Origin of the sequence: Bordetella genomosp. 11 (assembly GCF_002261215.1) — a bacterium.
Taxonomy (GTDB): Bacteria; Pseudomonadota; Gammaproteobacteria; order Burkholderiales; family Burkholderiaceae_B; genus Bordetella_C.
In genome coordinates this window covers 316466-342668 of record NZ_NEVS01000004.1, presented here as the reverse complement: position 1 = coordinate 342668, position 26203 = coordinate 316466, and the positions used below count along the sequence as shown (strand labels likewise).

At 65.3% G+C, this 26203-nt stretch carries 29 protein-coding genes; 9 read left to right on the top strand and 20 right to left on the bottom strand.

Translation table 11 applies throughout. The features are described from left to right. Window positions 1–99: 99 nt before the first annotated feature. On the bottom strand, window positions 100–1239 hold the full coding sequence (gene lptF / locus CAL28_RS09170) for an LPS export ABC transporter permease LptF (RefSeq protein ID WP_094841105.1): 1140 nt from the start codon (window positions 1237–1239) through the stop codon (window positions 100–102). Between the two features lie 59 nt (window positions 1240–1298). On the opposite strand from lptF, the gene CAL28_RS09165 reads away from it, so the two are divergent. The 6 genes from CAL28_RS09165 (at window position 1299) to CAL28_RS09140 (ending at window position 7061) form a co-directional block, all read left to right on the top strand. Then, a complete protein-coding gene (locus tag CAL28_RS09165) occupies window positions 1299–2804 on the top strand; it encodes a leucyl aminopeptidase (protein WP_094844511.1) in 1506 nt (501 codons plus the stop codon). A gap of 34 nt (window positions 2805–2838) precedes the next feature. After that, on the top strand, window positions 2839–3294 hold the full coding sequence (locus CAL28_RS09160; protein ID WP_094841104.1) for a DNA polymerase III subunit chi: 456 nt from the start codon (window positions 2839–2841) through the stop codon (window positions 3292–3294). 67 nt (window positions 3295–3361) lie between these two features. Then, on the top strand, window positions 3362–3628 hold the full coding sequence (locus CAL28_RS09155; RefSeq protein ID WP_094841103.1) for a hypothetical protein: 267 nt from the start codon (window positions 3362–3364) through the stop codon (window positions 3626–3628). Between the two features lie 300 nt (window positions 3629–3928). Next, a complete protein-coding gene (locus CAL28_RS09150; protein WP_094841102.1) occupies window positions 3929–4642 on the top strand; it encodes a Bax inhibitor-1/YccA family protein in 714 nt (237 codons plus the stop codon). Window positions 4643–4753: 111 nt separating this feature from the next. Then, the gene (locus tag CAL28_RS09145; RefSeq protein ID WP_094841101.1) at window positions 4754–5725 is read left to right on the top strand and encodes an aldo/keto reductase; all 972 of its coding nucleotides are present in this window, start codon (window positions 4754–4756) and stop codon (window positions 5723–5725) included. 7 nt (window positions 5726–5732) lie between these two features. Next, window positions 5733–7061 carry an NTP/NDP exchange transporter gene (locus CAL28_RS09140; RefSeq protein WP_094841100.1) on the top strand — a complete coding sequence of 443 codons (1329 nt, stop codon included), beginning with the start codon at window positions 5733–5735 and terminating at the stop codon, window positions 7059–7061. On the opposite strand, the gene recO is transcribed toward CAL28_RS09140, so the two are convergent. The 18 genes from recO to CAL28_RS09050 all read right to left on the bottom strand — a co-directional run bounded on the left by recO (window position 7022) and on the right by CAL28_RS09050 (window position 22867). Then, window positions 7022–7636: a DNA repair protein RecO gene (gene recO / locus CAL28_RS09135; protein WP_094841099.1), complete on the bottom strand. Its 615-nt coding sequence runs from the start codon at window positions 7634–7636 to the stop codon at window positions 7022–7024. The genes CAL28_RS09140 and recO overlap by 40 nt on opposite strands. Next, window positions 7629–8522: a GTPase Era gene (gene era, locus CAL28_RS09130; RefSeq protein ID WP_094841098.1), complete on the bottom strand. Its 894-nt coding sequence runs from the start codon at window positions 8520–8522 to the stop codon at window positions 7629–7631. The genes recO and era overlap by 8 nt, the downstream gene beginning before the upstream one ends. Then, entirely contained in the window at window positions 8519–9277 is a 759-nt protein-coding gene (gene rnc / locus CAL28_RS09125) for a ribonuclease III (protein ID WP_094841097.1), read from the bottom strand. The genes era and rnc overlap by 4 nt, the downstream gene beginning before the upstream one ends. A gap of 1 nt (window position 9278) precedes the next feature. Then, on the bottom strand, window positions 9279–10163 hold the full coding sequence (lepB, locus tag CAL28_RS09120; RefSeq protein ID WP_094841096.1) for a signal peptidase I: 885 nt from the start codon (window positions 10161–10163) through the stop codon (window positions 9279–9281). A 24-nt stretch (window positions 10164–10187) separates the two neighbouring features. Then, window positions 10188–11981, bottom strand: coding sequence for a translation elongation factor 4 (lepA, locus tag CAL28_RS09115; protein WP_094841095.1), 1794 nt, complete (start codon window positions 11979–11981; stop codon window positions 10188–10190). Between the two features lie 96 nt (window positions 11982–12077). Next, entirely contained in the window at window positions 12078–13523 is a 1446-nt protein-coding gene (locus CAL28_RS09110; RefSeq protein WP_094844510.1) for a DegQ family serine endoprotease, read from the bottom strand. A 168-nt stretch (window positions 13524–13691) separates the two neighbouring features. Then, a complete protein-coding gene (locus CAL28_RS09105) occupies window positions 13692–14792 on the bottom strand; it encodes a MucB/RseB C-terminal domain-containing protein (protein ID WP_176463935.1) in 1101 nt (366 codons plus the stop codon). Beyond that, window positions 14792–15310, bottom strand: coding sequence for a sigma-E factor negative regulatory protein (locus tag CAL28_RS09100; protein ID WP_094841094.1), 519 nt, complete (start codon window positions 15308–15310; stop codon window positions 14792–14794). Before CAL28_RS09100 ends, CAL28_RS09105 begins: the two co-directional genes overlap by 1 nt. A 12-nt stretch (window positions 15311–15322) precedes the next feature. Beyond that, window positions 15323–15922: an RNA polymerase sigma factor RpoE gene (gene rpoE / locus CAL28_RS09095; RefSeq protein WP_094844508.1), complete on the bottom strand. Its 600-nt coding sequence runs from the start codon at window positions 15920–15922 to the stop codon at window positions 15323–15325. Beyond that, window positions 15919–16326, bottom strand: a complete 408-nt coding sequence (locus tag CAL28_RS09090) for a hypothetical protein (RefSeq protein ID WP_094841093.1) — start codon at window positions 16324–16326, stop codon at window positions 15919–15921. The genes rpoE and CAL28_RS09090 overlap by 4 nt, the downstream gene beginning before the upstream one ends. Before the next feature lie 82 nt (window positions 16327–16408). After that, a complete protein-coding gene (gene fabF, locus CAL28_RS09085) occupies window positions 16409–17638 on the bottom strand; it encodes a beta-ketoacyl-ACP synthase II (RefSeq protein WP_094841092.1) in 1230 nt (409 codons plus the stop codon). Between the two features lie 180 nt (window positions 17639–17818). Beyond that, window positions 17819–18058, bottom strand: coding sequence for an acyl carrier protein (gene acpP / locus CAL28_RS09080; protein WP_003813816.1), 240 nt, complete (start codon window positions 18056–18058; stop codon window positions 17819–17821). 127 nt (window positions 18059–18185) lie between these two features. Further along, entirely contained in the window at window positions 18186–18917 is a 732-nt protein-coding gene (gene fabG / locus CAL28_RS09075; RefSeq protein ID WP_094841091.1) for a 3-oxoacyl-ACP reductase FabG, read from the bottom strand. Between the two features lie 15 nt (window positions 18918–18932). Continuing rightward, complete coding sequence (fabD, locus tag CAL28_RS09070) at window positions 18933–19868, bottom strand: ACP S-malonyltransferase (RefSeq protein ID WP_094841090.1); 936 nt, start codon at window positions 19866–19868, stop codon at window positions 18933–18935. Between the two features lie 39 nt (window positions 19869–19907). Continuing rightward, entirely contained in the window at window positions 19908–20900 is a 993-nt protein-coding gene (locus CAL28_RS09065) for a beta-ketoacyl-ACP synthase III (protein WP_094841089.1), read from the bottom strand. Beyond that, the gene (plsX, locus tag CAL28_RS09060; protein ID WP_094841088.1) at window positions 20900–21967 is read right to left on the bottom strand and encodes a phosphate acyltransferase PlsX; all 1068 of its coding nucleotides are present in this window, start codon (window positions 21965–21967) and stop codon (window positions 20900–20902) included. Before plsX ends, CAL28_RS09065 begins: the two co-directional genes overlap by 1 nt. 62 nt (window positions 21968–22029) lie before the next feature. Beyond that, complete coding sequence (rpmF, locus tag CAL28_RS09055; protein WP_066346671.1) at window positions 22030–22212, bottom strand: 50S ribosomal protein L32; 183 nt, start codon at window positions 22210–22212, stop codon at window positions 22030–22032. A 52-nt stretch (window positions 22213–22264) separates the two neighbouring features. Further along, the gene (locus CAL28_RS09050) at window positions 22265–22867 is read right to left on the bottom strand and encodes a YceD family protein (RefSeq protein ID WP_254926061.1); all 603 of its coding nucleotides are present in this window, start codon (window positions 22865–22867) and stop codon (window positions 22265–22267) included. Between the two features lie 196 nt (window positions 22868–23063). Here CAL28_RS09050 and CAL28_RS09045 point away from each other — a divergent pair, with 196 nt between their 5' ends. From CAL28_RS09045 to CAL28_RS09035, 3 genes are all read left to right on the top strand, one after another. Then, the gene (locus CAL28_RS09045) at window positions 23064–23669 is read left to right on the top strand and encodes a Maf family nucleotide pyrophosphatase (protein ID WP_094841087.1); all 606 of its coding nucleotides are present in this window, start codon (window positions 23064–23066) and stop codon (window positions 23667–23669) included. A 56-nt stretch (window positions 23670–23725) separates the two neighbouring features. After that, complete coding sequence (locus tag CAL28_RS09040; RefSeq protein ID WP_094844506.1) at window positions 23726–24436, top strand: SAM-dependent methyltransferase; 711 nt, start codon at window positions 23726–23728, stop codon at window positions 24434–24436. Window positions 24437–24510: 74 nt separating this feature from the next. After that, on the top strand, window positions 24511–25371 hold the full coding sequence (locus CAL28_RS09035; protein ID WP_303396614.1) for an N-acetylmuramoyl-L-alanine amidase: 861 nt from the start codon (window positions 24511–24513) through the stop codon (window positions 25369–25371). Here CAL28_RS09035 and msrQ read toward each other — a convergent pair. Then, window positions 25368–26186, bottom strand: coding sequence for a protein-methionine-sulfoxide reductase heme-binding subunit MsrQ (msrQ, locus tag CAL28_RS09030; RefSeq protein WP_094844505.1), 819 nt, complete (start codon window positions 26184–26186; stop codon window positions 25368–25370). The genes CAL28_RS09035 and msrQ overlap by 4 nt on opposite strands. Window positions 26187–26203: the final 17 nt, after the last annotated feature.

The following is a 26203-nucleotide window of genomic DNA, read 5'->3' as shown; positions in this document are numbered from 1 at the left end:
AACGTACAGGGTGTAACGCAACAGGGAATTCGGGATGGGAAGGGACCGGGCTGCCGCGCCCGGGCGAGACGGTGCCGGGCAAGCGCCCGACGCGCCCGCCTAGGCTGTCGCGGCTCCCGCCGATGGCGGCTTGCGGTCGCCCCTGTCCTTCGGAGCCTTGACCCGCAACCGTCGCATGAACAGATACATCGCGAAGGCCATGAGCCCGGCGTGCACCGGCCACCAGCCCAGACCGAAGGGTATGCGGCCATCGGCGATCCAGGCGCGGAACAGATTGATCAGGTTCATGTAAAGCAAGGCCACGAGCCCCGCGATCAGCAGGTCGCCGGAGCGCCCCAGCCGCGGATTCACGGCGCCCAGCGGTATCGCCATGATGGCCAGGACCAGCGCCGCCACGGGCATGGAAATACGCCACATCACCTGCGACCAGGCATTGAGGGTATTGTCCTCGATCAGTTGAAAGGTACTGCGCGCTTTGCTGGAGCGTTCGGCGGCAGCGCGGGCCTCGGCGGCGGGATCGGCGGTGGACTTGCTTTCCAGCCGCACGCCGTACTGACCGAAATTGACCATGCGGAATTCCGCCGAACCCGGCTTGAGGTCATACCGATGTCCCGCGCTCAGGACCAGGAAACGATCGCCGTTGGGCATCGTTTCCGTGCGTGCGCTGGCCGCGGTCAGTACGCTGAGCCACTCCGGATCGATCGCGCGCACGAAGACGTGGCCCAGTTCGTCGCCCTTTTTGGTGGGTTCTTCGGCGAAGAAAACCCGTGCGCCATCCTGGGATTCGCCGAACTGCCCCGCCGTTACCTTGGACAGGTCCGAGCGCTGCTCGAACCGCTGGCGGTATTCGCCGATCTGCCGATAAGCCCAGGGCGACGCCACCAGTGTCAGGACCGCCACCATCACGCCCACCGGCACCGCCACGCGCATGACGGGGCGCAGCCAATCGGCCAGCGACAGGCCGCTGGCGAACCAGACGACCATTTCCGATTCGCGGTAATTGCGCGTGACCGTGGTCAGCACGGCGATGAACAGCGCCACGGAAAGAATGGTGGGCAGCGCGGTGATGGTGGAAAACGCCGCCAGGCCGAACACAACGTCCGGACCGATGGTACCGCCCGCGGCTTCGCCCAGCAGGCGCACCAGCAGCACGCTGAGCCAGACCACCACGAGCGTAGAGAAGACAACGCCAGCGTGGCTGGTGATCTCGCTGACAACCGATCGTTTGAATAGAGACATGGGAGAATATGCGAGATAATCGCCAATTATCGACGCATACGGGAACGCCTTCAATGTCATTGGAATTTAGCACACACAGCACCGCCTCCCTGCACCAGGTCAAGACCGCCGCGCTGGCAGTGGGTGTCTTCGCCGAAGGCGTCCTGACTGCCGCGGCCGACCTGATTGATCGCGCCAGCAACGGTGCGCTGCGTACAGTAGTGAAATCCGAGTTCCGCGCCCGCCAGGGCACCACGCTGCTGCTGCGCTCGCTGCCCGGCGTGTCGGCGCAGCGTGTCGTGCTGGTGGGCCTGGGCAAGCAGGAGGAATACTCCGCCCGGGCGCATGCCGCCGCGGAACAGGCGTTCGCCGCCTATTGCGTCAGTGCCCAGTTGACCGAAGGCGCCTCCACGCTTGTCTCCGTCCCGATCGAGGGCACCCCGATACGCGCCCGCGCGCGCCAGGCGGCCATCGCCGCCGGCAACGCCACTTATCACTACGACGAAAGTTTCGGCAAGCCCGACCGCGAGACCCGTCCCAAGCTGCGCAAAATCGTCCACTGCATCGAACGCAGCGATGCCACCCACGTACAGGCCGGCCTGCGTGAAGGCGGCGCCATCGCCAACGGCATGGAACTCGCGCGCACCCTGGGCAACCTGCCGGGCAACCTGTGCACGCCGACCTACCTGGGCGAGACCGCCCGCAAGCTGGAACGCGCGTACAAAACGGTGAAGGTCCAGGTCATGGACCGCAAGCAGATCGAAGCCCTGGGCATGGGAGCCTTCCTATCCGTGGCGCGGGGATCGGACGAACCGCCGCGCTTCATCGTCCTGCGGCATGCGGGCAAGCCCGCCCGCAAGACGACCAAGGACGGAGCCGGCCCCATCGTGCTGGTTGGCAAGGGCATCACCTTCGATTCGGGCGGCATTTCCATCAAGCCCGCCGCCACCATGGATGAAATGAAGTTCGACATGTGCGGCGCCGCCAGCGTGCTGGGTGCCTTCCGCGCGTTGGCCGAACTGCAACTGCCGCTGGACGTCGTGGGCCTGATCCCGACCTGCGAGAACATGCCCAGCGGCAAGGCCAACAAGCCCGGCGACGTGGTCACCAGCATGTCGGGCCAGACCATCGAAATCCTCAATACCGACGCCGAAGGCCGCCTGATCCTGTGCGACGCGCTGACCTACGCGGAACGCTTCAAGCCGTCGGCGGTCATCGACATCGCCACGCTGACGGGCGCCTGCGTGGTGGCGCTGGGCAACGTCAACAGCGGCCTGTTCTCCAAGAACGATGCCTTGGCGGACGCCCTGCTGCGCGCCGGACGGGAATCCCTGGACACGGCCTGGCGCATGCCCCTGGACGATGCCTACCAGGAACAACTGAAGTCCAATTTCGCCGACATGGCCAATATCGGCGGCCCGCCGGCGGGCGCCGTGACGGCGGCCTGCTTCCTGTCCCGCTTTGCCAAGGCGTATCCGTGGGCCCACCTGGATATCGCCGGCACGGCCTGGCGCGGCGGCAAGGAAAAGGGCTCGACGGCACGCCCGGTCCCGCTGCTGATGCAATACCTGCTGAACCAGCTCTGAAGCCCGGACGCGCATCACGGGAACCGCAACGGCCATGGCTCGCATCGACTTCGCCTTCGGCGCGCCGGACAGGCTGCGCACCGCCTGCCAGGTGGCGCGCAAGCAATACCTGGCAGGCCAGCCGCTGGTGGTGTACTGCGCCGATCCCGTGCGGCTGAATGCCTTCGACCGCATGCTGTGGGCCTTCGACGACATTTCCTTCGTGCCGCACGTCCTGGCGACCGACCCTCTGGCGGCCGAAACGCCCGTCGTCCTGACGGCGTCCGACCCGGCCGCGGCGGTCCCGCCCGCCACGGCCGACCGCCCCGCGCCCTGGTTGCTCAACCTGGACGATCATTGCCCGCCCCATTACGACGCATTCCCGCGCATACTGGAGATCGTGTCCGCGGACGGCGAGGACCGCCCGGCCGCGCGCCAGCGTTGGCGCGACTACCAGGCGCGCGGCGAATCGCCGAACAGCCACGCCATCGGCGGCAAGGCCACGAACTGAACGCTCCGGCCGCGCAATACCCCGGCTCGCGGTACGCCGGATGCGGAGACGGCCCTCAGGAGGAATCATGGACTATCGCGATACCGATCCCGCCATCCCGACGTTGACGCAAAAGGTCGACAGCATCAATGACCCGCCCATCCTGACCGACGTCGTCGCCCAGCCGGGAATGGCGCCGCCGCCGGATCCGGTCCTGCGGGCGGCATTGCAGGCGGAACTGGAACATACCGTCCAGCGGGCGCTGGACGAGGCCATGGATCATGTCCGGCAATCGCTGGAGGCAGAGTTGCCCGATCTGGTGGACCGGGTGGTCCGGCGGCTTCGGCCCGGCTGAAATTATCCGGGTACGGAACGGACGCCACCGGGAACGGTCCAAGAGAATAAGCCTGTACCGTACGCGCGGCGCCAAAGGGGGTGGGATGGGGCGCGGCGTGCCGGGCGCCAGGGCCGGGTTCTCCAGAACCCGTTGTGCGCGCCTTACCGGGCCGGCCCGGTCCACCGGCACACTACCGGTCTTCGGCGGTCTGAGTTAATCTTTGGTCATTGGCCTTTATAATTCAGGGAACTGTCAGGCTTTGGTTGCGTCAAAGCATCGTAGCCATCGTTGAATGGCCCCCTACCAGGAGCTCGTCACATGAACGATTATCGTCCTTCCCCCTTCAACCGCGCGGGCGCCTACGCCGGCGCACCGGGCGAGGTGGTTCGCAACCGCGTCCTGCGCAATACCTACTGGCTGCTGGCGCTGTCCATGATCCCCACGGTATTGGGGGCGGCGGTGGGCCTGTATACCGGGCTGAACCGAGTCATGGGCGCCAGCCCGGGCATGTCGGCCATTGTCTTCCTGCTGGGCGCCTTCGGGCTGATGTTCGCCATCGAGAAGAACAAGGACTCCGGCCTGGGCGTGGCGCTGCTGCTGGCCTTCACGTTCTTCATGGGCGTCATGCTGTCGCGCCTGCTGGGCTTCGTCCTGGGCCTGAACAACGGCTCGCAACTGATCATGACGGCCTTCGGCGGTACCGCCGTGGTGTTCGGCGCCATGGCGACCATGGCGACGACCATCAAGCGCGACCTCTCCAACCTGCAGAAATGGCTGTTCACCGGCGCGATCATCATCCTGGTCGCCGCGCTGGCCAACATCTTCCTGCAGCTGCCCGCGCTGATGCTGACCATCTCGGTCCTGGCCATCGTCATCTTCTCCGCCTTCATGCTGGTGGACCTGCAGCGAGTGGTCAACGGGGGTGAAACCAACTATGTGTCCGCCACGCTGGCCATCTACCTGGATGTCTACAACGTCTTCTCGAACCTGCTGATGCTGCTCAGCGCGTTCAGCGGCGGCAACCGGAACTGATCGCCTACTGGCGGCACAACGCAAACTGCGGTACAGCGGGGGGAATTCCCCCCGCCGATGGTCGAAGGGCTCGCAATTCGTGAGCCCCTTTTCTTTTCGGAGTACACGACAATGCCAAGCCGCCGACGCTTCCTGCTTGACGCCCCGATCGCCGCGCTGGCCTCGAGCTGGCTGGCACATGGCGCAAATGCCAGCGATGCCGCCAATGCGCCTGGGGGCGCGACCGGCGCCTCGAAAGCCGCAAGCGCGCCGGCCATGCTTCGCCGCGCCATCCCGTCCACCGGGGAACTGCTGCCTGTCATCGGCCTGGGTACGGCGGATACCTTCGACGTATCCCCGAAAGACAAGGAAGGACTGGTCCCGCTGCAGGGCGTGGTGCAGCGCCTCCTGGCTTCGGCGGGCCGGAACGCCATCATCGATACCGCTCCCAGCTACGGCGACGCCGAAGCCGTCACGGGCGAGCTGCTGACCCGGCTGGGCGCGCGCACCGATGTATTCCTGGCTACCAAGATAGGCGCCAGCGGCCGTGACGCCGGCATGCGCCAGGTACGGAACTCCGAAGCCGCCCTGCGCACACGCAAACTGGATCTGATCCAGGTTCATAACCTGGTGGATACCGCCACGCAACTGACGCTGCTGCGCGAGCTCAAGCAACAGGGCGTGACGCGCTACCTGGGCATTACGCACTACACCGAATCGGCGCAGGACGAGCTGACACGCCTGGTGGAACGCGAAAAACCGGATTTCGTGCAGATCAATCTGTCGGTCACGTCGCGCGGCGCGGAAAGGCGGCTGCTGCCGGCCTGCCAGGCACACGGAGTGGCGGTACTGATCAACCGCCCCTTTCAGGACGGTGCCCTGTTCCGCCAGGTGCGGGGCAAAGCGCTGCCGGAATGGGCCGCCGACATCGATTGCACATCGTGGGCGCAGATTTTCCTCAAGTTCATCGTCGGCCATCCCGCGGTGACCGCCGTGATTCCGGCGACATCCAAGCCGGCGAATATGCAGGACAACCTGTTGGCTGGGATGGGCAGGCAGCCCGACGCAGCCACGCGCGAACGCATCGCCGCCCTGTTCGCCTGACGGCATCATGGGCGACGCCCCCGCCGTGCCTCACGCATCGCCGGCCGGCCGCCTGCAGCGGGCGCTGAACATCCGTCCGGGCGAAGGCATGGCCGCGACGTGCGGCTTCGCGTTTTTCTTCTGCCTGTTCACCGGTTATTTCATGCTGCGCCCCATTCGCGAAACGCTGGGGGTCGCCGCCGGGGTCGACAAGCTGCAATGGCTGTTCACCGCGACCTTCGTCGTCATGCTGGTAGCCGTACCGTGCTTCGGTTGGCTGGCCCGCCGCGTGCCCCGCGCGGACTTCGTTACCTGGACCTACGCCTTTTTCGCCCTTACGCTGGTCGGTTTCGCGGGCTGGCTGTACCGGCAACCCGGCAATCTGTGGCCCGCACGGGCGTTCTACGTCTGGCTATCGGTGTTCAATCTCTTCGTAGTATCGGTGGCGTGGAGCCTGATGGCGGATGTGTTTCGCACGGCCCAGGCCAAGCGCCTGTTCGCCTTCATCGCCGCGGGCGCCAGCACCGGCGGACTGGCCGGTCCCGTCCTGGGGGCCGCGCTGGCCGGCGTACTCGGCGCCCCGGGGTTGATCCTGCTATCGGCCGGCCTGCTGTCGCTGACGCTGCCCATGAAGTCCTGGCTGATGCGCTGGCGGGCCACGGCGGGCGCCGGGGCGGATGAAGCCGGCACAGGCCTGGAAACGAGCCCGGGCGATGCGACATCCCCGGGCCGCCCGATCGGGGGCGGCATACTGGCCGGCGCGACGCGCACGTTCACCTCGCCGCTGCTACTGGGGCTGGCCGCCTTTGTCATCCTGCTCGCCACGGCCAGCACCTTTCTCTACATGGAACAGGCCAGGCTGGTCGCCGATGCCTTTACCTCGTCGGCGGAACGCATCCGTGTGTTCAGCGCGCTGGATTTCGCGGTACAGGCCCTTGCCATGCTGACCCAGCTCTTCCTGACCGGGCGCCTGGCCCAGCGCCTGGGCGTCGCCTTCCTGCTGACCGCGGTGCCGCTGGTCGTGTGCGTGGGCTTCGCGGTGTTGGCGGTCGCGCCGGTGTTCGCCGTACTGGCCGTGGTCATGGTGCTGCGCCGCGTGGGCGAGTACGCGTTGGTGCGGCCGGGACGCGAGATGGTCTTCACGACGGTCGACGCCGAAGCCAAGTACAAGGCCAAAAACTTCATCGATACCGTGGTCTACCGTGCCGGCGATGCCGCCAGCGCATGGGTGAAGACGGGCGTGGACGCACTGGGCCATGGCGCGACGCTGGTCGCCGTGGTGGGCGCCGCCTGCGCGGCGATATGGGCCGTTTGCGGCTATCTGCTGGGCAAGCGCGTGGACAGCCGGCGGGTCTGAAGATCGAGCAGCACGCGCCGCGTCGACAAGGGCCGGCCCGCCAGGATTTCCGCCAGCCGTCCCCGCAGGTCGTGCCGCAGCCGCGGCTCGATGGCCGGGTCGTCGAAGTCCGGCATGGCTTCGTCCACGCCATAGCCGGTTTCCCGGAGCAGGGTCCATTCGAAACGGCGCAACGCGCCCGCGGCGCGGGTACCGCCAGCCAGTTGCGTCAGCGCGGTATCGTAGGCGTCGAACAGCAAGGGGTGCGCGTCCTCGCGTGGCAACAAGCGCAGCAGCAGTTCGTTCATGTACCAGGCCGACATCAGGGACGGCCCCGCCAGCGGCCGGATGCCGGCCACCTCCGCGCGCGTCAAGGTCTTGACTTCGCCCCCGCCGGACCACGATAGCGCCAGCGGCTGAAAAGCGGACAAGACCGGACGCAGGGTGGAGTACGGGCGCTTGGCGCCCTTGGCGACCAGCGCCACACAGCCGTGATCGCGGGAGAATGTCTGCACGATCAGCGAGGTTTCACGCCACGGGGTGGCATGCAGCATGTAGCCGGAAGTATCCTGGACGCGTGTGCCGCGTTTACTCATATCCCAGGTCGCGCAGCGACTCTTCGCGGTCGGACCAACCCTTGCGCACCTTGATATAGATTTCCAGGTGCACGGGTTTGTCCAGCATTTTGGCGATTTCCAGGCGTGCCTCTGTAGCGATGCGCTTCATGTGTTGGCCGCCGGCCCCCAGCAGGATGGGCTTGTGGCCCTCGCGTTCGACGACGATGCATGCCGCCACGCGGGCGCCCTTGTCCGTTTCTTCCCATTGTTCGATGACGACGGTACAGCCGTAGGGCAATTCGTCGCCGACCAGGCGGAAGATCTTCTCGCGCACCAGTTCGGCGGCGATGAAACGCATGGGGCGGTCCGTCAGCGTGTCCGGCTCGAACATATGCTCGCCTTCCGGCAGACGCTTGGCGATTTCATTCAGCAGATCGTCCAGCTGCCGATTTCGCGCGGCGCTGACCGGCACCACCGCCCCGTAGGGATGCAGCGCGCTGACTTTCGCCACGAAGGGATACAGGCTATTCCTGTCCTTCAGCGCGTCGACCTTGTTCACCGCGAGAATGGTACGGTCGCCGGCGGGCAGCATGGGCAGCAGCTTGGCATCCCCTTCCGACCATTTCCCGGCCTCCACGACGTGCACGACGACGTCGACATCGGCCAGCGCCTGGGTCACCACGCGGTTCATCATGCGATTCATGGTCCCGCCGTGCCGTGTCTGGAAACCCGGGGTATCGACGAAAACGAACTGATCGTGGTCGCGGGTCAGCACTCCGTGTATGCGATGCCGTGTGGTCTGCGCCTTGCGCGAGACGATCGATATCTTGCTGCCGATCAGCGCGTTGTTTAGCGTGGACTTGCCCACGTTGGGGCGGCCCACGATGGCGACGAAGCCGCATCGGGTAGGTTGTTCCTGGGTCATTTGATTTCTTGGGCGACGGCGACCGGCAGCGACAGCTGCGCGGTTTTGCGTGCACGCGGTGCCCGGCGTCCGGCCTTGGGCGGGCTGGCCGCGAGCGCGGCATCCAGCGCCAGCTTGGCGGCGGATTGCTCCGCGGCCCGCCGGCTGGCTCCGGGTGCCGTTACCTTGATGTCCAGGGGCGCGATGGCGCATTCGACTTCAAACTGCTGGCTGTGCGCGGCGCCATGGGTGGCGATCACCGTATAAACAGGCAGGGCCATTTTGCGGCCCTGCAGGAATTCCTGCAGCAAGGTCTTGGCGTCCTTGCCCAGGGTCTTTGGGTCCACGGTGGCCAGCACGGGTTGGTATTGCTTGGCGATGACGCGGCGCGCGGCGTCGAAGCCGCCATCCAGGAAAACGGCGCCGAAGATGGCCTCCAGCGTGTCGGCCAGGATGGAAGGCCGGCGAAAGCCGCCACTTTTGAGTTCGCCCTCGCCCAGGCGCAGGTCCTGCGAGAGATCGAGCTTTTGCGCGATGTCGGCGAGCGACGCCTGCTTGACGAGGTTGGCGCGCAGGCGTGAAAGATCGCCTTCGTCGATTTTGTGGAAACGCTCGAACAACATCGACGCGACGACGAAATTCAGGACGGCATCGCCCAGGAATTCCAGTCGTTCGTTATGGCGCGCGCCATGACTGCGATGCGTCAGCGCCTGTTCCAACAGGGCCGCATCGCCGAAACGGTGGTCCAGACGGGTTTGAAGCGCGTCAAGCGACATGTCAATTGAATCGCCCGATCCGGCTTAGATCGGAAAAATTCATCCAGATGAAGAAGGCCTTGCCCACGATATTACCGTCCGGAACGAATCCCCAGTAGCGGCTGTCCGCGCTGTTGTCGCGGTTATCGCCCATGGCGAAGTACTCGCCGGCCGGGACCTTGCAGCGCACGCCATTGCGGCTGTACTGGCAGTTGTCCAGGTGCGGGAACTGCCAAATGGGGCCGTACTCCTGGTATTTATCCTCATCGAGCAGGATATCATGCGTAACGTCGCCTAACTTTTCCTTATATCGATTGATATAGGCCACCCGGTCAGGTTCGAAATAATTGCCGTCCCGGGTGTGTTTCACTTCCTGGCCGTTTACATATAGTTTCTTGTCCAGATAGGCGATTTCGTCACCCGGCAGGCCGACAACCCGCTTGATGTAGTCCACATCGGGGTCGACGGGGTAGCGGAAGACGATGACGTCGCCACGCTGCAGGGCGCCGGTATCCAGGATCTTCTTGTCGATGATCGGCAACCGTATGCCGCGGCTGAATTTGTTGACCAGGATCAGGTCGCCCGACTCCAAGGTCGGCAACATGGAGCCCGACGGGATGCGAAAGGGTTCCACCACGAAGGAGCGCAGCACGAATACGAAAAGGATGACGGGGAAGAAGCTGACGGCGTATTCGACCCACCACGGCACGCGCGAGGCCGCTTCCGCCGCTTCGCGCCGCAGCCGCTCGGCTTCTCCTGCATCGCCGATCACAGCCGGATCGAAGCGGGCCGCCGCCTCTTCTCCCTTGCGCCGCCGCGCCTTGCGCAAGACGGTGATATCCAACAACCAGATGATGCCGGTGACCACCAGCAGGACGAACAGAATCAGCGCAAAGTTCCAGCTCATATGTGATGCCCTTCTCGCTCTTATTTATTTGTCTTCGACCTGCAGGATGGCCAGGAAGGCCTCCTGGGGTATTTCAACGCTGCCGACCTGCTTCATCCGCTTCTTGCCGGCCTTCTGCTTTTCCAGCAGCTTCTTCTTGCGGGTAATGTCCCCGCCATAGCACTTGGCGAGCACGTTCTTGCGCAGCGCCTTGACGTTTTCCCGGGCGATCACTTCGGCGCCGATGGCGGCCTGGATGGCGACGTCGAACATCTGGCGCGGGATCAGGCCCCGCATGCGCGAGACCACGTCGCGCGCGCGATAGCGCGCGTTGCTGCGGTGGACGATCATGGAGAGCGCGTCGACCTTGTCGCCATTGATCAGGAGGTCCACCCGGACCACGTCGGCCGAGCGGTACTCCAGGAACTCGTAGTCCATCGACGCATAGCCGCGCGATACGGATTTCAGCTTGTCGAAGAAATCCAGCACGATCTCGGCCAGGGGAATCTCGTACACCAGGTGAACCTGGCGGCCGTGATAGCTCATGTTGACCTGCGTGCCGCGCTTGTTGTTGCACAGCGTCATCACGGGGCCGACATACTCTTGCGGCATGAACAACGTGACCTTGACGACGGGCTCGCGGATCTCGGCGACCTTGCCGACCTCGGGCAGGCGCGAGGGACTTTCGATGGTGATGACCTGGCCATCGCGCAGTTCGACTTCGTACACCACCGACGGCGCGGTGGTGATGATGTCCATGTCGAATTCGCGTTCGAGCCGCTCCTGCACGATTTCCATGTGCAATAGCCCGAGGAACCCGCAGCGAAAGCCGAAGCCCAGCGCCTGCGAGACTTCCGGTTCGAACATGAGCGCGGCGTCGTTCAGCTTCAGCTTTTCCAGGGAGTCGCGCAGTTGGTCGTATTCGCTGCTTTCCACGGGGTACAGGCCGGCGAACACCTGCGGCTTGACCTCTTTGAACCCCGGCAGCGGCCCCGCCGCGGGCTGGCCGGCCAGCGTCACGGTATCGCCCACCTTGGCATGCGCCAGTTCCTTGATGCCGGCGATGACGAAACCCACTTCGCCGGCGCTGAGCGCCTGTCGCGGCACGGATTTGGGCGTGAACACGCCGACCTGTTCGCACAGGTGCGTGGCACCGGCGGCCATCAGCAGGATCTTGTCCTTCGGGCGCAGCACGCCGTTGACGATGCGCACCAGCATGACCACGCCGACGTAGTTATCGAACCACGAGTCGATAATCAGCGCCTGCAGGGGCTCCGTCGGGCTGCCCTTGGGCGGCGGGACGTCGCGCACGATGGCTTCCAGGATGTCGTCGATGCCCATGCCCGTCTTGGCGCTGGCGGGGATGGCGCGCGACGCGTCGATGCCGATCACGTCCTCGATTTCCTGGCGGGCGCCGTCCGGGTCCGCTTGCGGCAGATCCATCTTGTTCAATACCGGCAGCACTTCCACGCCCAGTTCGATGGCGGTGTAGCAGTTCGCCACCGTCTGCGCCTCTACCCCTTGCGAGGCGTCGACGACCAGCAGCGCGCCTTCGCATGCCGAGAGCGACCGGCTGACCTCGTAGGAAAAGTCCACATGGCCCGGGGTGTCGATGAGGTTCAGGTTATAGACCTGGCCGTCGGCGGCCTTGTATTCCAGGGCCGCCGTTTGCGCCTTGATGGTGATGCCGCGCTCGCGCTCGATGTCCATGGAATCGAGAACCTGTGCCGACATCTCGCGATCCGCCAATCCGCCGCAGCGCTGGATCAGGCGGTCGGCCAGGGTCGACTTGCCATGATCGATGTGGGCGATGATCGAAAAGTTACGGATATGACGCATAGGGGTGGGGAAAAGAAAGGAACAGGTGCGCCAATAAGGAGGGGGCGCCATGCGCCCCCTCTTTGCGGCAACCAGCGATTTTAGCCGGTCTTGGGCCTACTTGCCGGGCTGGATCACCACCCATTGCGTCTGGTCGGCCCGGCGGATCAGCAGCGGCACCGGCTTGGCCTTATCGACCTTGCCCGCCACCTGCACGAACTGCTCGGGCGAGGTGATGTCGGTATCGCCCACCGCCAGGACGATATCGCCCTCCTGGATACCCGCCTGGTCGGCTTGCCCGGTGGCGCCCCGCACCATGACGCCGCCCTTGATCTTCATCTTGCCCTGGGTGGCCGTCGGCACCGGCACCACCGTCAGGCCCAGGGCGGTCGAGGCGGCCGGCTCCTTGTCCGGCTCGGCCTTCTTGGCCACCGGCGTCTTGGTTTGCGGGATTTCCGCGACCTTCACGCTGAGCGTGACGTTCTTGCCCTTGCGCCAGACCTGCAGGGGAGCCACCGTGCCGGGTTTGGTTTCGCCGACCATCCGGGGCAGATCCGACCAGCGCGCGATCGGCTTGTTGTTGAAGCGCAGGATGACGTCACCCGGCTGCACGCCGGCGGCATCGGCCGGGCTATCGCCCTCGACGCTGCTGACCAGCGCGCCTTCCGCCCGGGCCAGCCCCAGGGCAGTGGCGACGTCATTGGTGACTTCGCCGATCTGCACACCGATGCGGCCGCGCGTGACCTTGCCCGTCGCGCGCAGTTCGTCGACCACGCGCATGACCTCGTCGATCGGGATGGCCAGGGAAATACCCATGAAACCGCCGCTGCGCGAGATGATCTGCGAATTGATGCCGATGACCTCGCCCTGCAGGTTCAACAGCGGACCGCCCGAATTGCCCGGATTGACCGCGACATCGGTCTGGATGAAGGGCAGATATTCGCCGGTGTCGCGGTTGATCGCGCTGACGATACCGGCGGTCACCGTGGAATCCAGGCCGAAGGGCGAGCCGATGGCCAGTACCCACTGGCCCTTCTTGATCTTGCTGTCGTCGCCGATCGGCAGGAACGGCATGCCCTTGGCATCGATCTTCAGCAGCGCCACATCGGTGCGTTCGTCGGTGCCGATCACCTTGGCCTTGAACTCGCGGCCATCGGTCAAGGTGACGAAAATGTCGGTGGCGTCGCTGACCACATGGTTGTTCGTCAGGACGTAGCCGTCCGCGGAAATGAAGAATCCCGAGCCGACGCCACGCGGCACGGTGCGCTCTTGCGGCTGCTGCTGCTGCGGCTGCTTGGGCTGCTGTTGGCGGTCGCGTGGACGCTGGCCCGGCATTTCAGGCATGCCCGGAGGCTGGAAATCGGGGCCGAAGAAGAAGCGGAACAGGTCGTACGGATCCTGCGGGCCGCTACGCACCGGTACGGTGGCGGTGGTGCGGATGTTCACGACCGCGGGATCGGCTTTTTCGACGATGGACGTGAAATCGGGCAGCATCATCGCCGGCCCGGTCGTGGCCGGCTGGGCGGCGCTGGCGGGCGCGCTCAAGCCGGCGCCGCCGAGCATGGCCGCGGCCAGCAGTACCGCCAGGCAACGCCGGGCGGATTCGCGGCCGACAAAACGCGTGATGTCCTGGGACAGTCCAACAGGAAAAAACCGCCGGACGGGTACTTTCGACACGGTGGACAGAATCATTCAATGTGCTCCGGGCGAGCCCCTGGGGGCGTCTGCTGTTTACTTGGGCGCCACTGGGGGCGGCACGTATTCGGTAGCCTTGGCGAGCTTCTCGAGGGTGGGCGCGGGAACCTCGCCGAGGACCGTGACCCAGAAATCCGCAATCCGCATACCGTAGACGTTGATCGGCCCGCGCCGATACAGGCCGTGCGGCTGGTGGCGATTGCGCTTCTTATCATAAGGCTCGATGAAGACCGAGATCGCGGCCAATCCATCGGACAATACCAGTTGGCTGACCGCATCGCCATGGGCCATGATGCGCGCCACCTGTGAAACGGGCATGAATCCCGCCGGGTAGGGAATACGCCAGCCTTGCGCGACCAGATCCACCGGCTTCATATTGCCCTGCTGGATCTTCCAGTCCTTGGTGTTCCAGCGCGATTCCAATTGACCGGGATCGACCGTGGCGCCCAGCCGCAGGGCGGTGAAAGCGACCTGCTCTACCACGGTAGAGGCATTCGATAGCGTCTGGGCCTTCAGCAACAGGTCGTTTTCGGTATCCGCGCACAGGCGGTAGCCGTACCGGTCCTTGTCCAGGGGTTCGATGGTGATGATGCGGCATTCGCGGCCCGCTACCCGATGCGGCAGGGGCTGCATGAGCACGCGATAGTACTTGGTCAGCGCGGTCGGCGACCCCAGCAGCAGGCCGGGAAATTGCTCGGCGCGCTTGTGCTGCACGAGTACCGTTTTGTGCTCGGGCACCAGGCATTGGATATCGTCGTTATGCCGCAGGTACTCGCGCGGCTGCCCATCCAGCACTTCGATGCGTTCGCGTTCGCCGCTGCCATCCACCACGTGCACGACACGGGACGACTGGATGGTTTCACCCTGCTGATAGGTGAAGATACCGGAATAATCGAGCTTGGACGCGGCATCCTGGATACGCGCCAGCAAGGCCTGGGCTTCCGGCTCCGGCATGGCGACGCTGGGCGATACCGGCGCGGCCTGGGCATGCGCCAGACCGGCGCTGATCGCGAACAGGGCCGCCGCCACCGCCGCGGATACCGAGGCCAGTCCGCGGCCAACCCGCGTCGACACATCGGCCGCGCGGAAGGTCGGCCGCGACAGGAACGATGGGACACCCACCGCCGCAACTGTCATCAGCGCCCCGCTCCGGCATCGAAAGAGACTTGCCGGATGGCCGTGGGACCCGCGAGCTGCCGGTGCGCTTCCAAATAGTCGCTCAGGCTGGGATCGTCGGCGGACACCGTGCTGGCATCGGCCAGCACCCGGGTTTCGGCCGTGGGCGCGTCGCTGCTTCCGGACAGGTACGGTTGCGCGACCCAGGCGACGGACGCCACCGCGGCGGCCATGGCAAAGCCGGAAAGGCCGAAGCGCCAGGCGGGCCGCATCGCGCGGCGGCGGCGCGGCGCAACGATGGGAAGCTCATTGGCCAGGGCGGCCGACAAACGGGCCTGGAACGCAGGCGAGGGGACGATGGACAGTTCGGGGTTGCGGAGCACGTCGCCTATCAGGTGATACGTATCCCAGGTTTCCCGGCCTTCGGCTACTTCCAGGCCGTCCAGCCATTCCTCGGCGCCTTCGCCGTCCATCCATGCCGACACCGAATCTTCCCAGCTGGTGTCCTCGGCGCCGACGGAAACAGATGATCTTTGCATGACTCCAGCTCCTTACCAACGACGATCGGCATCGTTCCCAAGCAGGGGCCGCAAACGCGCGGCCACCGCTTCCCGGGCTCGGAATATGCGCGACCGGACTGTACCGATCGGACAACCCATGCTCTGGGCGATGTCTTCGTAACTCATACCTTCAATTTCCCGCAGGACGATAGCCGTACGCAATTCTTCGGGCAAGCCCTGTATGGCCGCGTTCACTGTTTCCGCGATTTCGCGGCTGGCGACCATTGCTTCCGGGGTGCTGATATCGCTTAGGTTGTCCGTTTCGTTAAAAGTTTCACCGTCCTCATTTTCGAGGGCGTTGGGCGTGCTGGGCCGTCGTCCATTGGACGCAAGCCAGTTGCGCGCCGTATTGATCGCGATCCGGTACAACCAGGTATAAAAGGCGCTGTCCCCCCGGAACTGGGGCAAGGCGCGGTAGGCCTTGATGAAGGCTTCCTGCGCCACGTCCTCGATTTCCGACTGGTCGCGAATCATGCGGGAAAGCAGGCGCATGATCTTGCGCTGGTACTTCAGGACCAGCAGATCGAAGGCTTTCTTGTCGCCGCGCTGGACCCGGGCGACCAGTTCGGCGTCGATGTCCCGTTCGCTCATGGCGTCCTCGCCGCACGGCGGGCGGGCGCGCGGCACAGGCGTCGGCTTGCCAGCAGGCAGGTACGGCGCCAGGCGGAGGCGTGCAGCCCATCTTGCCACACGGTAAAGGTGACGCAACCGCAGGCCGGGACGGCGCTGTTACAAACCGGCCGAGGCAGGCGCGCCCGCAGGGTCAGCCAGCGCGGCCCGCGCCAGGCAGCGACCCATTCGGCGGGATACCAGCCGTCACGCATGCGCAAATGAAAGGCGCCGTCGCGATCCATGCGGATCGCCCGGACTGCCGGACGGCAGCGCCTGACCGCCAGGATGCCCGCAATGGCGGCGGCACCGGCGGCCAGCAAGGCCGGCGCCGGGAGCGCCCGCCCATACAGGGCCAGCGATGGCGCGGCCAGGGCGGCAGCCATTACGGCGCCGTCCAACCATGCGGCCAGCCGAGGCCGCAAGATAGGTACGCGCAACGTCCAATCCGGGTGCACGCAGGCTCCCTTAAATCCGACGCACGGCCATCGACCCGTTGGTGCCGCCAAACCCGAAGGAGTTGGACAGCGCCACGTTGATCGTCATCTCCCGCGCCTCGTTCGCGCAGTAGTCCAGGTCGCACTCGGGATCCTGGTTGAACAGGTTGATGGTCGGCGGCGAGATCTGGTGATAGACCGCCAGCGTGGTGAAGACCGCCTCGATGCCGCCTGCCGCGCCGAGCAAGTGGCCGGTCATCGACTTGGTGGAATTGATGACCAGTTTGCGCGCATGGTCGCCGAAGGCCAGCTTCAACGCATCCGATTCGTTCTTGTCGCCCAGGGGCGTGGACGTACCGTGCGCATTGACGTACTGCACGTCTTCCGGATTCAGGCCGCCGTTGCGCAGCGCATTGATCACGCCGCGGCGCGGACCGTCCTGGTTCGGCGCGGTGATGTGATGCGCGTCGGAACTCATGCCGTAGCCGACGAATTCACCGTAGATGCGTGCGCCGCGTTTTTTGGCGTGCTCGTATTCTTCGAGCACCACCACGCCGGCGCCCTCGCCCAGCACGAAGCCGTCGCGATCGCGGTCCCACGGACGCGAGGCGGTCGTGGGGTCGTCGTTGCGCGTGGACAGGGCCCGCATCGCGGCAAAGCCGCCAATGCCCAGGGGCGATACGGTGGATTCCGCGCCGCCGGCGATCATCACGTCAGCGTCGCCGTATTCGATAAGGCGCGCCGAATCGCCGATGCTATGCAGGCCGGTGGTGCATGCCGAGACCACCGCGTAGCTCGGCCCCTTGAATCCGTACATGATGGACAGCTGACCGGAGATCAGGTTGATCAGCGCGCCGGGTACGAAAAAGGGCGAAATACGACGCGGACCGCGCGCCAGCAGATCGGTCTGGGTTTCCTCGATGCGCGGCAATCCGCCGATGCCCGAGCCGATGATGACACCGATGCGCTCCGCATTGGCATCGGTGATCTCCAGGCCGCTGTCGCGCCAGGCCTGGACGCCCGCCGCAAGGCCGTAGTGGATGAACGTATCCATCTGACGGGCTTCTTTGGCGGGGATATAGTGCGTGACATCGAAATCGCGAACTTCGCCCGCGATATGTGTGGTCAGCGCCGAAGGATCGAAACGGGTAATACGGCCGATGCCGGAACGTCCGTTGACGATATTGTCCCAGGCGCTGGACACGTCATTGCCCACGGGGGACACGATGCCGAGTCCGGTGATGACGACGCGTCGTTTCACGGATGACTCCTAAACAGACAAAAGAAAGGCGGCCTGGAATACGCCGCGCTTGCGCGGAAAACAGCACCACGGGGCAGCCGACTGCCGCCCCGCGCAGCATCCGCGCGGCATAACCCAAAAACCGCCCTGGTTCCCCGCACGGCGATAACGCCATGGCGCAAGGAAAGACAGGCTGATTGCTTATTGCTTGCCGTGCGAATTGATGTAGTCGATCGCTTGTTGCACGGTCGTGATTTTCTCGGCCTCTTCGTCGGGGATCTCGGTCTCGAATTCATCTTCGAGAGCCATCACCAGCTCAACCATGTCGAGCGAATCGGCACCGAGGTCGTCAAGGAAGGAAGATTCGTTCTTGATCTCGGCTTCATTGACGCCAAGTTGTTCAGCGACGATCTTCTTGACGCGCTGTTCGATGCTTTCCATGCAGATCTCCAATTGGGAAAAATCCCGCGAATTATAGCCAAGCGCAGCGTAATGCCAACGCCGGGCTGTGACAAAAATGGATTCCCGAAAGATACGCCGTTCGGCGGGCTATTCGGGACCCGCTAAATTACATATACATGCCGCCGTTGACGTGCAGCGTAGTCCCGGTAATGTAACCGGCCTGGGGACCGGCCAGGAATGCGACGGCATGGGCGATGTCGGCGGGCGAACCCAGCCGTCCCACGGGTATTTGCTGCAGCAGCGCGGCGGTCTGGGTTTCCCCCAGTACACGCGTCATGTCGGTATCGATGAAGCCGGGCGCCACGCAATTGACCGTAATATTGCGGCTGCCGAGCTCCCGGGCAAGCGCACGGGACATGCCCGCCACCCCCGCCTTGGCCGCCGCATAGTTGGCCTGTCCCGCATTGCCGCTGGAACCGACCACGGAAGTCACATTGATGATGCGGCCCCAACGGGCCTTCATCATGCCGCGCATGACGGCGCGCGACAGGCGGAACACGGCAGCCAGGTTGGTATCGATCACTGCGTCCCAGTCATCGTCCTTCATGCGCATGGCCAGCGTATCGCGCGTGATGCCCGCATTGTTCACCAGGATGTGCGGACCGCCTTCCTTGGCGAGCGCTTCCACCAGCGCCTCGCAGGCCTGGGAGTCCGTCACGTCCAGCACGACGCCCCGGCCGTTGAACGGCGCCAGGGCCTCGCTTATCGTTTCGGCGCCGGCTGCCGACGTGGCGGTACCGACGACGGTCGCGCCACGGGTGGCGAGCTCGTGGGCGATTGCCTTGCCGATGCCCCGGGTGGCGCCGGTAACCAGCGCGATCTTTCCTTGCAGTTCCATGGTACGACTTCCTTGTCAGTTCGACCCGAGCGTGGCCAGCACGCTATCCAGCGAGGCGGGATCGGTAATCGCCAGGCCGGTCAGCTCGCCGTCGATACGCTTGACCAGGCCGGTCAACACCTTGCCGGGACCGCATTCGATGACGTGGGTGATGCCCTGCTCCTTCATGGCGCGCAGGGTTTCCACCCAACGGACGGGATGCCAGGCCTGTCGCACCAGCGCATCCCGTATGGCAGCGGGATCGGTGGGCATCGCCACGTCCACGTTGTTTACCATGGGAATCGCGGGGGCGGACACGGCGACTTCGGCCAGCGCCCTGGAAAGCACGGCCGCGGCCGGCTCCAACAGGCTGGAATGGAACGGTGCCGACACCGGCAGCAGCAGCGCGCGCTTGGCACCCGCCGCCTTGGCGGCTTCGCATGCGCGTTCCACCGCTGCCTTGTGCCCGGCGATCACGACCTGGGCAGGCGCATTGAAATTGACGGCTTCGACCACCTCGCCCTGAGCGGCCTGGGCGCAGGCAGCCCGTACCGCGTCGTCGTCCAGGCCAAGCACGGCGGCCATGGCCCCGGCACCCACGGGCACCGCGGCCTGCATGGCGTCGGCACGGATGCGCACCAGGCGCACCGCATCTTCGAGGGCCAGCGCCTTCGCGGCCGTCAACGCGGCGTATTCGCCCAGGCTGTGTCCGGCGACCATGTCCGGCTGGCGCCCACCGGCAGCCAGCCAGGCCTGGTAAAGCGCGACGCCGGCCGTCAGCATCGCGGGCTGGGTATTGGTGGTCAGGTTGAGCTGTTCGGCCGGCCCCTGGGCGATCAAGGCCGCCAGGTCCTGCGACAGGGCCGCCGACGCCCGCGCCACGGTATCGGCGACGGCCGCGTTGCCTTGCCAGGCATCCAGCATACCGACGGATTGCGAGCCCTGGCCGGGAAATACGAAAGCGATTTTCATCGATTGACGGTCAGATCAGATTGTCGTTGTACAGGGTGCTCAGGCGGTCAGCCGCGCCAGCACCGAACCCCAGGTGAACCCGCCGCCGACACCCTGCATCAGGATGAGCTGGCCGGGCTTGGCGAGGCCTTCGCGGCGCGCGACGTCCAACGCGAGCGGTACGCTGGCGGCGGAGGTATTGGCATGGCGGTCGACCGTGACCACCAGTTTGTCCGCGGGCAGATTCAATTTACGGGCGAGGAAATTCAGGATGCGGACATTGGCCTGATGGGGGATGAGCAGGTCCACGGCTTCCAGCGGCACGCCGGCCTCGTCGCAGACATCGCGCGCGGAGCGTTCCAGCACGTTCACCGCCTGCTTGAATACCGCCTGCCCGTCCATGCGCAGGAAAGGGTCGCCGGTCACTTCACCGTAGGCCACATTGCCCGCCGCGCAGAGGATTTTGGTCTGGCTGCCATCGGCATGCAGTTGCGCCGCCAGGATCCCGGGCTCGTCGGACGCGGACAGCACGACCGCGCCGGCGCCGTCGCCGAACAACACGCACGTGGCACGGTCGTTCCAATCGAGAATACGGGAGAACACTTCGGCGCCGATGACCAGGGCGTGGCGGGCGCGCCGCGCGCGCACGAAGCTGTCGGCGGTGGTCAGCGCGTAGACGAAACCGCTGCATACGGCCTGGACGTCGAAGGCCGCGCCGCCCTTGATGCCGAGCTTGCTCTGTACCAGGCAGGCCGTGCTGGGAAACACGTAGTCCGGCGTGGAGGTGGCCACGATGATGAGATCGATGTCTTCCGGCCGCAGGCGGGCATCCGCGATGGCGCGCCGCGCGGCCTCGGTCGCCAGATCGCTGGTAGTGACGCCGCGCTCGGCGATATACCGCTGGCGGATTCCGGTGCGTTCGACTATCCAGGCGTCCGAGGTCTGGATGTCGCGTGTGGCCAGTTCCGCGGCCAGGTCGTCATTGGAGACGACGCGTGGCGGCAGATAGCTGCCGGAACCGGCTATCACCGAATACTGCGGAGTGTCGTTCATCAGGCAGAGTCCCTGGCCGCGCGCGGCATGGGAACCGCCGCTGGATTGATGGGTATGCCCTGCTGCCTGATCTGGGCCATGCTCTGGTTGGTGCGTTCCAGCAGCTTGCTGGCCACCGCTTCCCGCGCGCGCTGCAGCGCGAAGCCGAAGGCATAGCTATCGGCCGAACCATGGCTTTTGATGACGACGCCGCGCAGGCCGAGCAAGGCTGCGCCGTTGTGGCGCCGGTTGTCGACTCGCTTGCGCAGGCGGTTCAGGACCGGCGACGCAATGGCGCCGGCCAGCAGGGTAATCGGATTACGCTTGAATTCCTCGCGGATGATGCTGGACAGCATCCGCGCGAGGCCTTCAATGGACTTGAGCACGACATTGCCGACGAAACCGTCGCAGACCACGACGTCGACCGTGCCCTTGAAGATATCGTTGCCTTCCACATTGCCATGGAAGTTCAAGGGACTGGCGCGCAGCAGCTCGGCGGCTTCCTTGACAACCTCGTTACCCTTGATGACTTCCTCGCCGATGTTCAGCAGGCCGACACTGGGACGCTCGCAATGGTCGAGCGCCTGCGCCAGCGCCGCGCCCATGATGGCGAATTGCAGCAGGTGTTCGGCGGTGCAGTCGACGTTCGCGCCGAGATCCAGCACGGTGGTCGACTTGCCCTTTTGATTGGGAATCGACGTCGCGATGGCGGGACGGTCGATGCCATCCAGGGTCTTGAGCACGTAGCGGGAGATGGCCATCCACGCGCCGGTGTTGCCGGCGGAAACGCAGGCATCGGCGCGCCCGTCCTTGACGGACTGGGCGGCGATGCGCATGGACGAATCCTTCTTGCGGCGCAAGGCGACTTCGACGGAATCGTCCATCGAGACGACTTCGGAGGCCGGCACGATTTCCAGCCGATCCCGCGGCACGTCCCGCGCGCCTTCGAGCGCCTTTTCAATGGCGTCCGGCAGCCCGACCAGGAGCAGGCGCACGTCCGGAAACCGGCGGGCGAACTCGATCGACGCGGGTATGGTCACGGGCAGGCCAACGTCGCCGCCCATGCAGTCAATAGCGATGCGTATCACGGGTGCCAGGTATCAGCGCCAGCCGTAACAATGCGGTCCGGTTCACGCGGTGCGGAACGAACTTATTCGTCGCTCTTGGTCTTGATGACTTTGCGGCCACGATAGAAGCCGTTCGGGCTGATATGGTGACGCAGATGCGTTTCGCCCGTGTTCGGTTCGATCGCCGTGGACGGCGCGGTCAGAAAGTCGTGCGAGCGGTGCATGCCACGCTTGGACGGGGACTTCTTGTTTTGTTGAACAGCCATGATGACTCCTAGAAACGGGGCGCATTGTACGCGATGCGGCCCGGTGTTGACCTCAATGTTTTTGCTTCAATTTTTCCAGCACCGCGAACGGCGATGGACGCTTCCCCGCGTCGGCACCATCCGCCGGCTGGCCGGCGCTTGTCTTCAGCGGCGTGTCCGGACATACATCATGCCTGGGCACGTACGGAATATTCAGGATCAGCTCGTCTTCGACCTGCTCCAGCAGATCGAAATGCCGGGAACCGACCACCTTTTCCGGCCCGCTCTCGATATCGTCGGCGTCGTCATCCGCATCTTGGGCGACTTCGTCGAGGCCGTCATCGAGCTCGGCTTCCGATTTCACCAGGTGCAGACTCACGTGTGCATCGATGGGATAGGCGAAAGGCTCCATGCAACGCTGGCAGACCAGCACCGGCGCTGCCTGCACATGCAGATGCAACAGCGGTTCCCCGAGCCTGCCGGTTTCGCCGCGCACAGCCCAGCGCACCTCGCCCGTCTCGTCGCGCGGCTGCAACGGCAGCCCTTTCATCGCGCGCCCGAACCGGGCCAGCGGCAGACTGCCGGAAGCTTCCTTGCCGGACCGCGCAAAATCGAACGCGTCGATAACACCCACCCGCGCCGCCCTGGTCTGCCCCACCACGGTTTCCTTCACCACGGCATGCCTCCCACGGTTTGCTCAGCCACTACTGCCCACCCACTACTGACCACCCACTACTGACCCATTACTTCCGCACTCTGCTTCCGCACCCGCCCGAAACATCGGGAGACGCCCGCCCGAAAAATCCAGGCGACGAAATTTCCGCGAAAACGTTAGATAATACCGTGACTTACGTCTGACCGTCAAACCTTGCATGCCCTTGTCCAAGCCACGCCTCATCCTCGCATCCACCTCGCCCTATCGGCGCGAACTCCTTACCCGCCTGCGCCTTCCCTTCGAGACCATCGCCCCGGGGGTCGACGAAACGCCCCGGGCGGGCGAACAGCCGGCCGATCTTGCCCTGCGCCTGGCCATCGCCAAGGCCCACGCCGTGTCGACGTCCCATCCCGGCGCGATTGTCATCGGCTCGGACCAGGTTGCCACCGTGGACGGCACGGCCATCGGCAAGCCGGGGGATTTCCCCCGCGCGCAAGCGCAATTGCGCATGCTGTCCGGGCGCGAAGTCGCCTTTCATAGCGCCTTGGCCGTGACGGACGGGCAGCGCACCACACAGGCCGACATCGTCACCTACTGCCGCTTCCGCGCCCTGTCGGACGCGGCCATCGATGCCTACCTGCGTGCCGAAACGCCATTCGATACGGCCGGCAGCGCGAAGGCGGAAAGCCTGGGCATCGCGCTGATGGAAAGCATGCGCAGCGACGACCCGACGGCGATCATCGGACTGCCGCTGATTGCCCTGACGGGCATGCTGGCGCAATTCGGCCTGGACCCGCTGGCCCACGCGGAGGCAAGGCCTTGAACGGCGCCACGCACCCCACCCCTGCCGAAGGGAAAGCGCCAGGCGGCCCGGGCTCCGTGCCGGGCCAAGTGCACCTGATTCCCGTTGGACTGGGCGATGCGCCGGTCGACCGCTGGCTGCCGCCCGAAGTGCGCTCGCTGGCCGCACGCCTGGACACCTATATCGCCGAAAACGCCAAGACCGCGCGCGCCTTCTTGAAGGCGGTGGGTGCGATCCGCCCGTTGCAGGACATCACCATACACACCTTGGCGGAAAAAACCGACGAGGCACAGATCCAAAGCTGGCTGCGCCCCTTGAAGCAAGGCGGCGAGATCGGCCTGGTGTCGGAAGCCGGGTGCCCCGCGGTGGCCGACCCTGGCGCACGGGTCGCCGACATCGCGCACCGGCTTGGATTGACGGTACGCCCGTGGGTCGGACCATCCTCCATTCTGCTGGCCCTGATGGCCAGCGGCCTGGATGGCCAGCGCTTCGCCTTCCACGGGTATGCGCCCGTCGAACCGACCGAACGCGCGCGCCAGCTGCGCGCCTGGGAACAGCAGTCCAGCCGCGGCAACCAAACCCAGCTGCTGATCGAAACCCCCTATCGCAACGCCGCCATGTTTTCCACCCTGGTGGAGACGCTACGGGGCGACACACGACTATGCGTGGCCCGCTCGCTCACCACCGCCAGCGAATGGATCCGCACCCGCACCATCGCCGACTGGAAAACCGGCCCAGCCCCCGACCTGGACAAGAAACCCACTTTGTTCCTGTACCTCGCGCGATGAGCCGGTCCGCACGGCCGCCCGTAGGCAAAGGCCATGGCCTTTTGGCTTCGGCCGTCCGTTTGGCGATTGCGGCCTTGGCAGCCACCCTGGTTTTGGGCGGCTGCGCGGCGCGGTATCCGGCCGGGCTCGTGGTGGACCGATCGATACAGTCGGCCAGCCAGGATAGCCGGGTGCGCTTCATCGTCCTGCATTACACGGCCGGCAACGATGGGGCGTCGCTGCTGACGCTATCCCACGGCGATGTCAGCGCGCACTACCTGGTCAGCGACACCCATCCGGTCCACGTGTACCAGTTGGTGCCGGAAGACCGCAATGCCTGGCATGCGGGAGAAAGCAGCTGGTACGGCCGCACCTATATCAACAACGCCTCTATAGGGATAGAAATCGTCAACCGCGGCGGCAGGCGCGCGCCCGATGGCGCATGGCAATGGGAGCCCTATCACGATGACCAGATACGGGCAGTGATGTTGCTGGTGAAAGATATTGCCCGTCGGCACGGCATCCTGCCCAAGAACATCGTCGGCCATAGCGATATCGCGCCGCAGCGCAAGGTCGATCCCGGCCCACTATTTCCGTGGCGCCGCCTGGCGATGGCAGGCCTGGGCCGCTGGTACGACGAAGGTGCCGTCCCGGGACTGCAGGCGTTCTTCGAAAAAAACGGCCTGCCGGACGCAAGCTGGTTCCAGGAACGGCTGAAACGCCTCGGGTATGACGTACGCCAGACCGGCGTCTTCGATATCGAAACCACCCGCGTGCTTGCCGCCTTCCAGATGCACTACCGGGCCATCCGCTACGACGGCGTCGCCGATGCGCAAACCGCTGCCATCCTGCTGGCCTTTCCCGCTGCCCCGGTCAAGCCAACCGGCACGGATGAAGGCAGCGCCACGCGGGGGCAAGCACCCAGCCGGGTCCTTGCCACGGGATCGATGCCCTAGCCGGCCAGCGCCGAATCGCTCTTGGCACCCGCCTTGGCTCCGGCCTTGCGGCGCGCGGCGGCCCAGGCGTAGACCCGCCACAACAGCAACACCGCCAGCACGCTCCCATAGGCGATGGGTTGCTGGAAATCGTGCTTGCCGCTCTTGTCCCACAGCAAATGCAACGCGGCCAGTATGCCGATCGCATACACCGCCCGGTGCAACTGCTGCCAGCGCTTGCCCATGCGGCGCATGGCGCCCTGGGTAGACGTTGCCGCCAAGGCACTCATCAACACGAAGGCCGCGAAACCGACGGTGATGAAGGGCCTTTGACCGACGTCCTGCAGCATCGACGCGGGGTCGAAGCCGCGGTCCCACGCGACCCAGGACATGAAGTGCAGAAAACCGTAGAAAAAGGCGAAAAGGCCGCACATGCGGCGCAGGCGCACCAGTGCCGGCTGCCCAGCCAGGCGCCGCAGCGGAGTGATACCCAGCGTGACAAGGAGACAGACAAACGTCCATGTGCCGGCCGACCGGGTCAGGAACTCCACCGGGTTCGCCGTCAGGCCGTTGTTCATCCCCAGCCATATCCAGCGCGCCAGCGGAAACAGGCCCAACAGGAAGAGGATGGGCTTGAAGCGGCTGACGGCTGCCGCCGAAAGCTGCTTGCGCGGCGCCGGCCTGGCGCGCGCCGCGTCCTGTGCCGCGGCCGCCTGGCGCGAAGCCGGCGGCCGCGCGGGCCCATCCGCCCGACCGGGCGTGGATGCCGCATGCGGGCCGCGCGCCTGCGGCGCCTGGGACGCGGGCCGGGGCTGCGCGGAATCGGGGGCAGTCATGGAAACCATCCCATCCC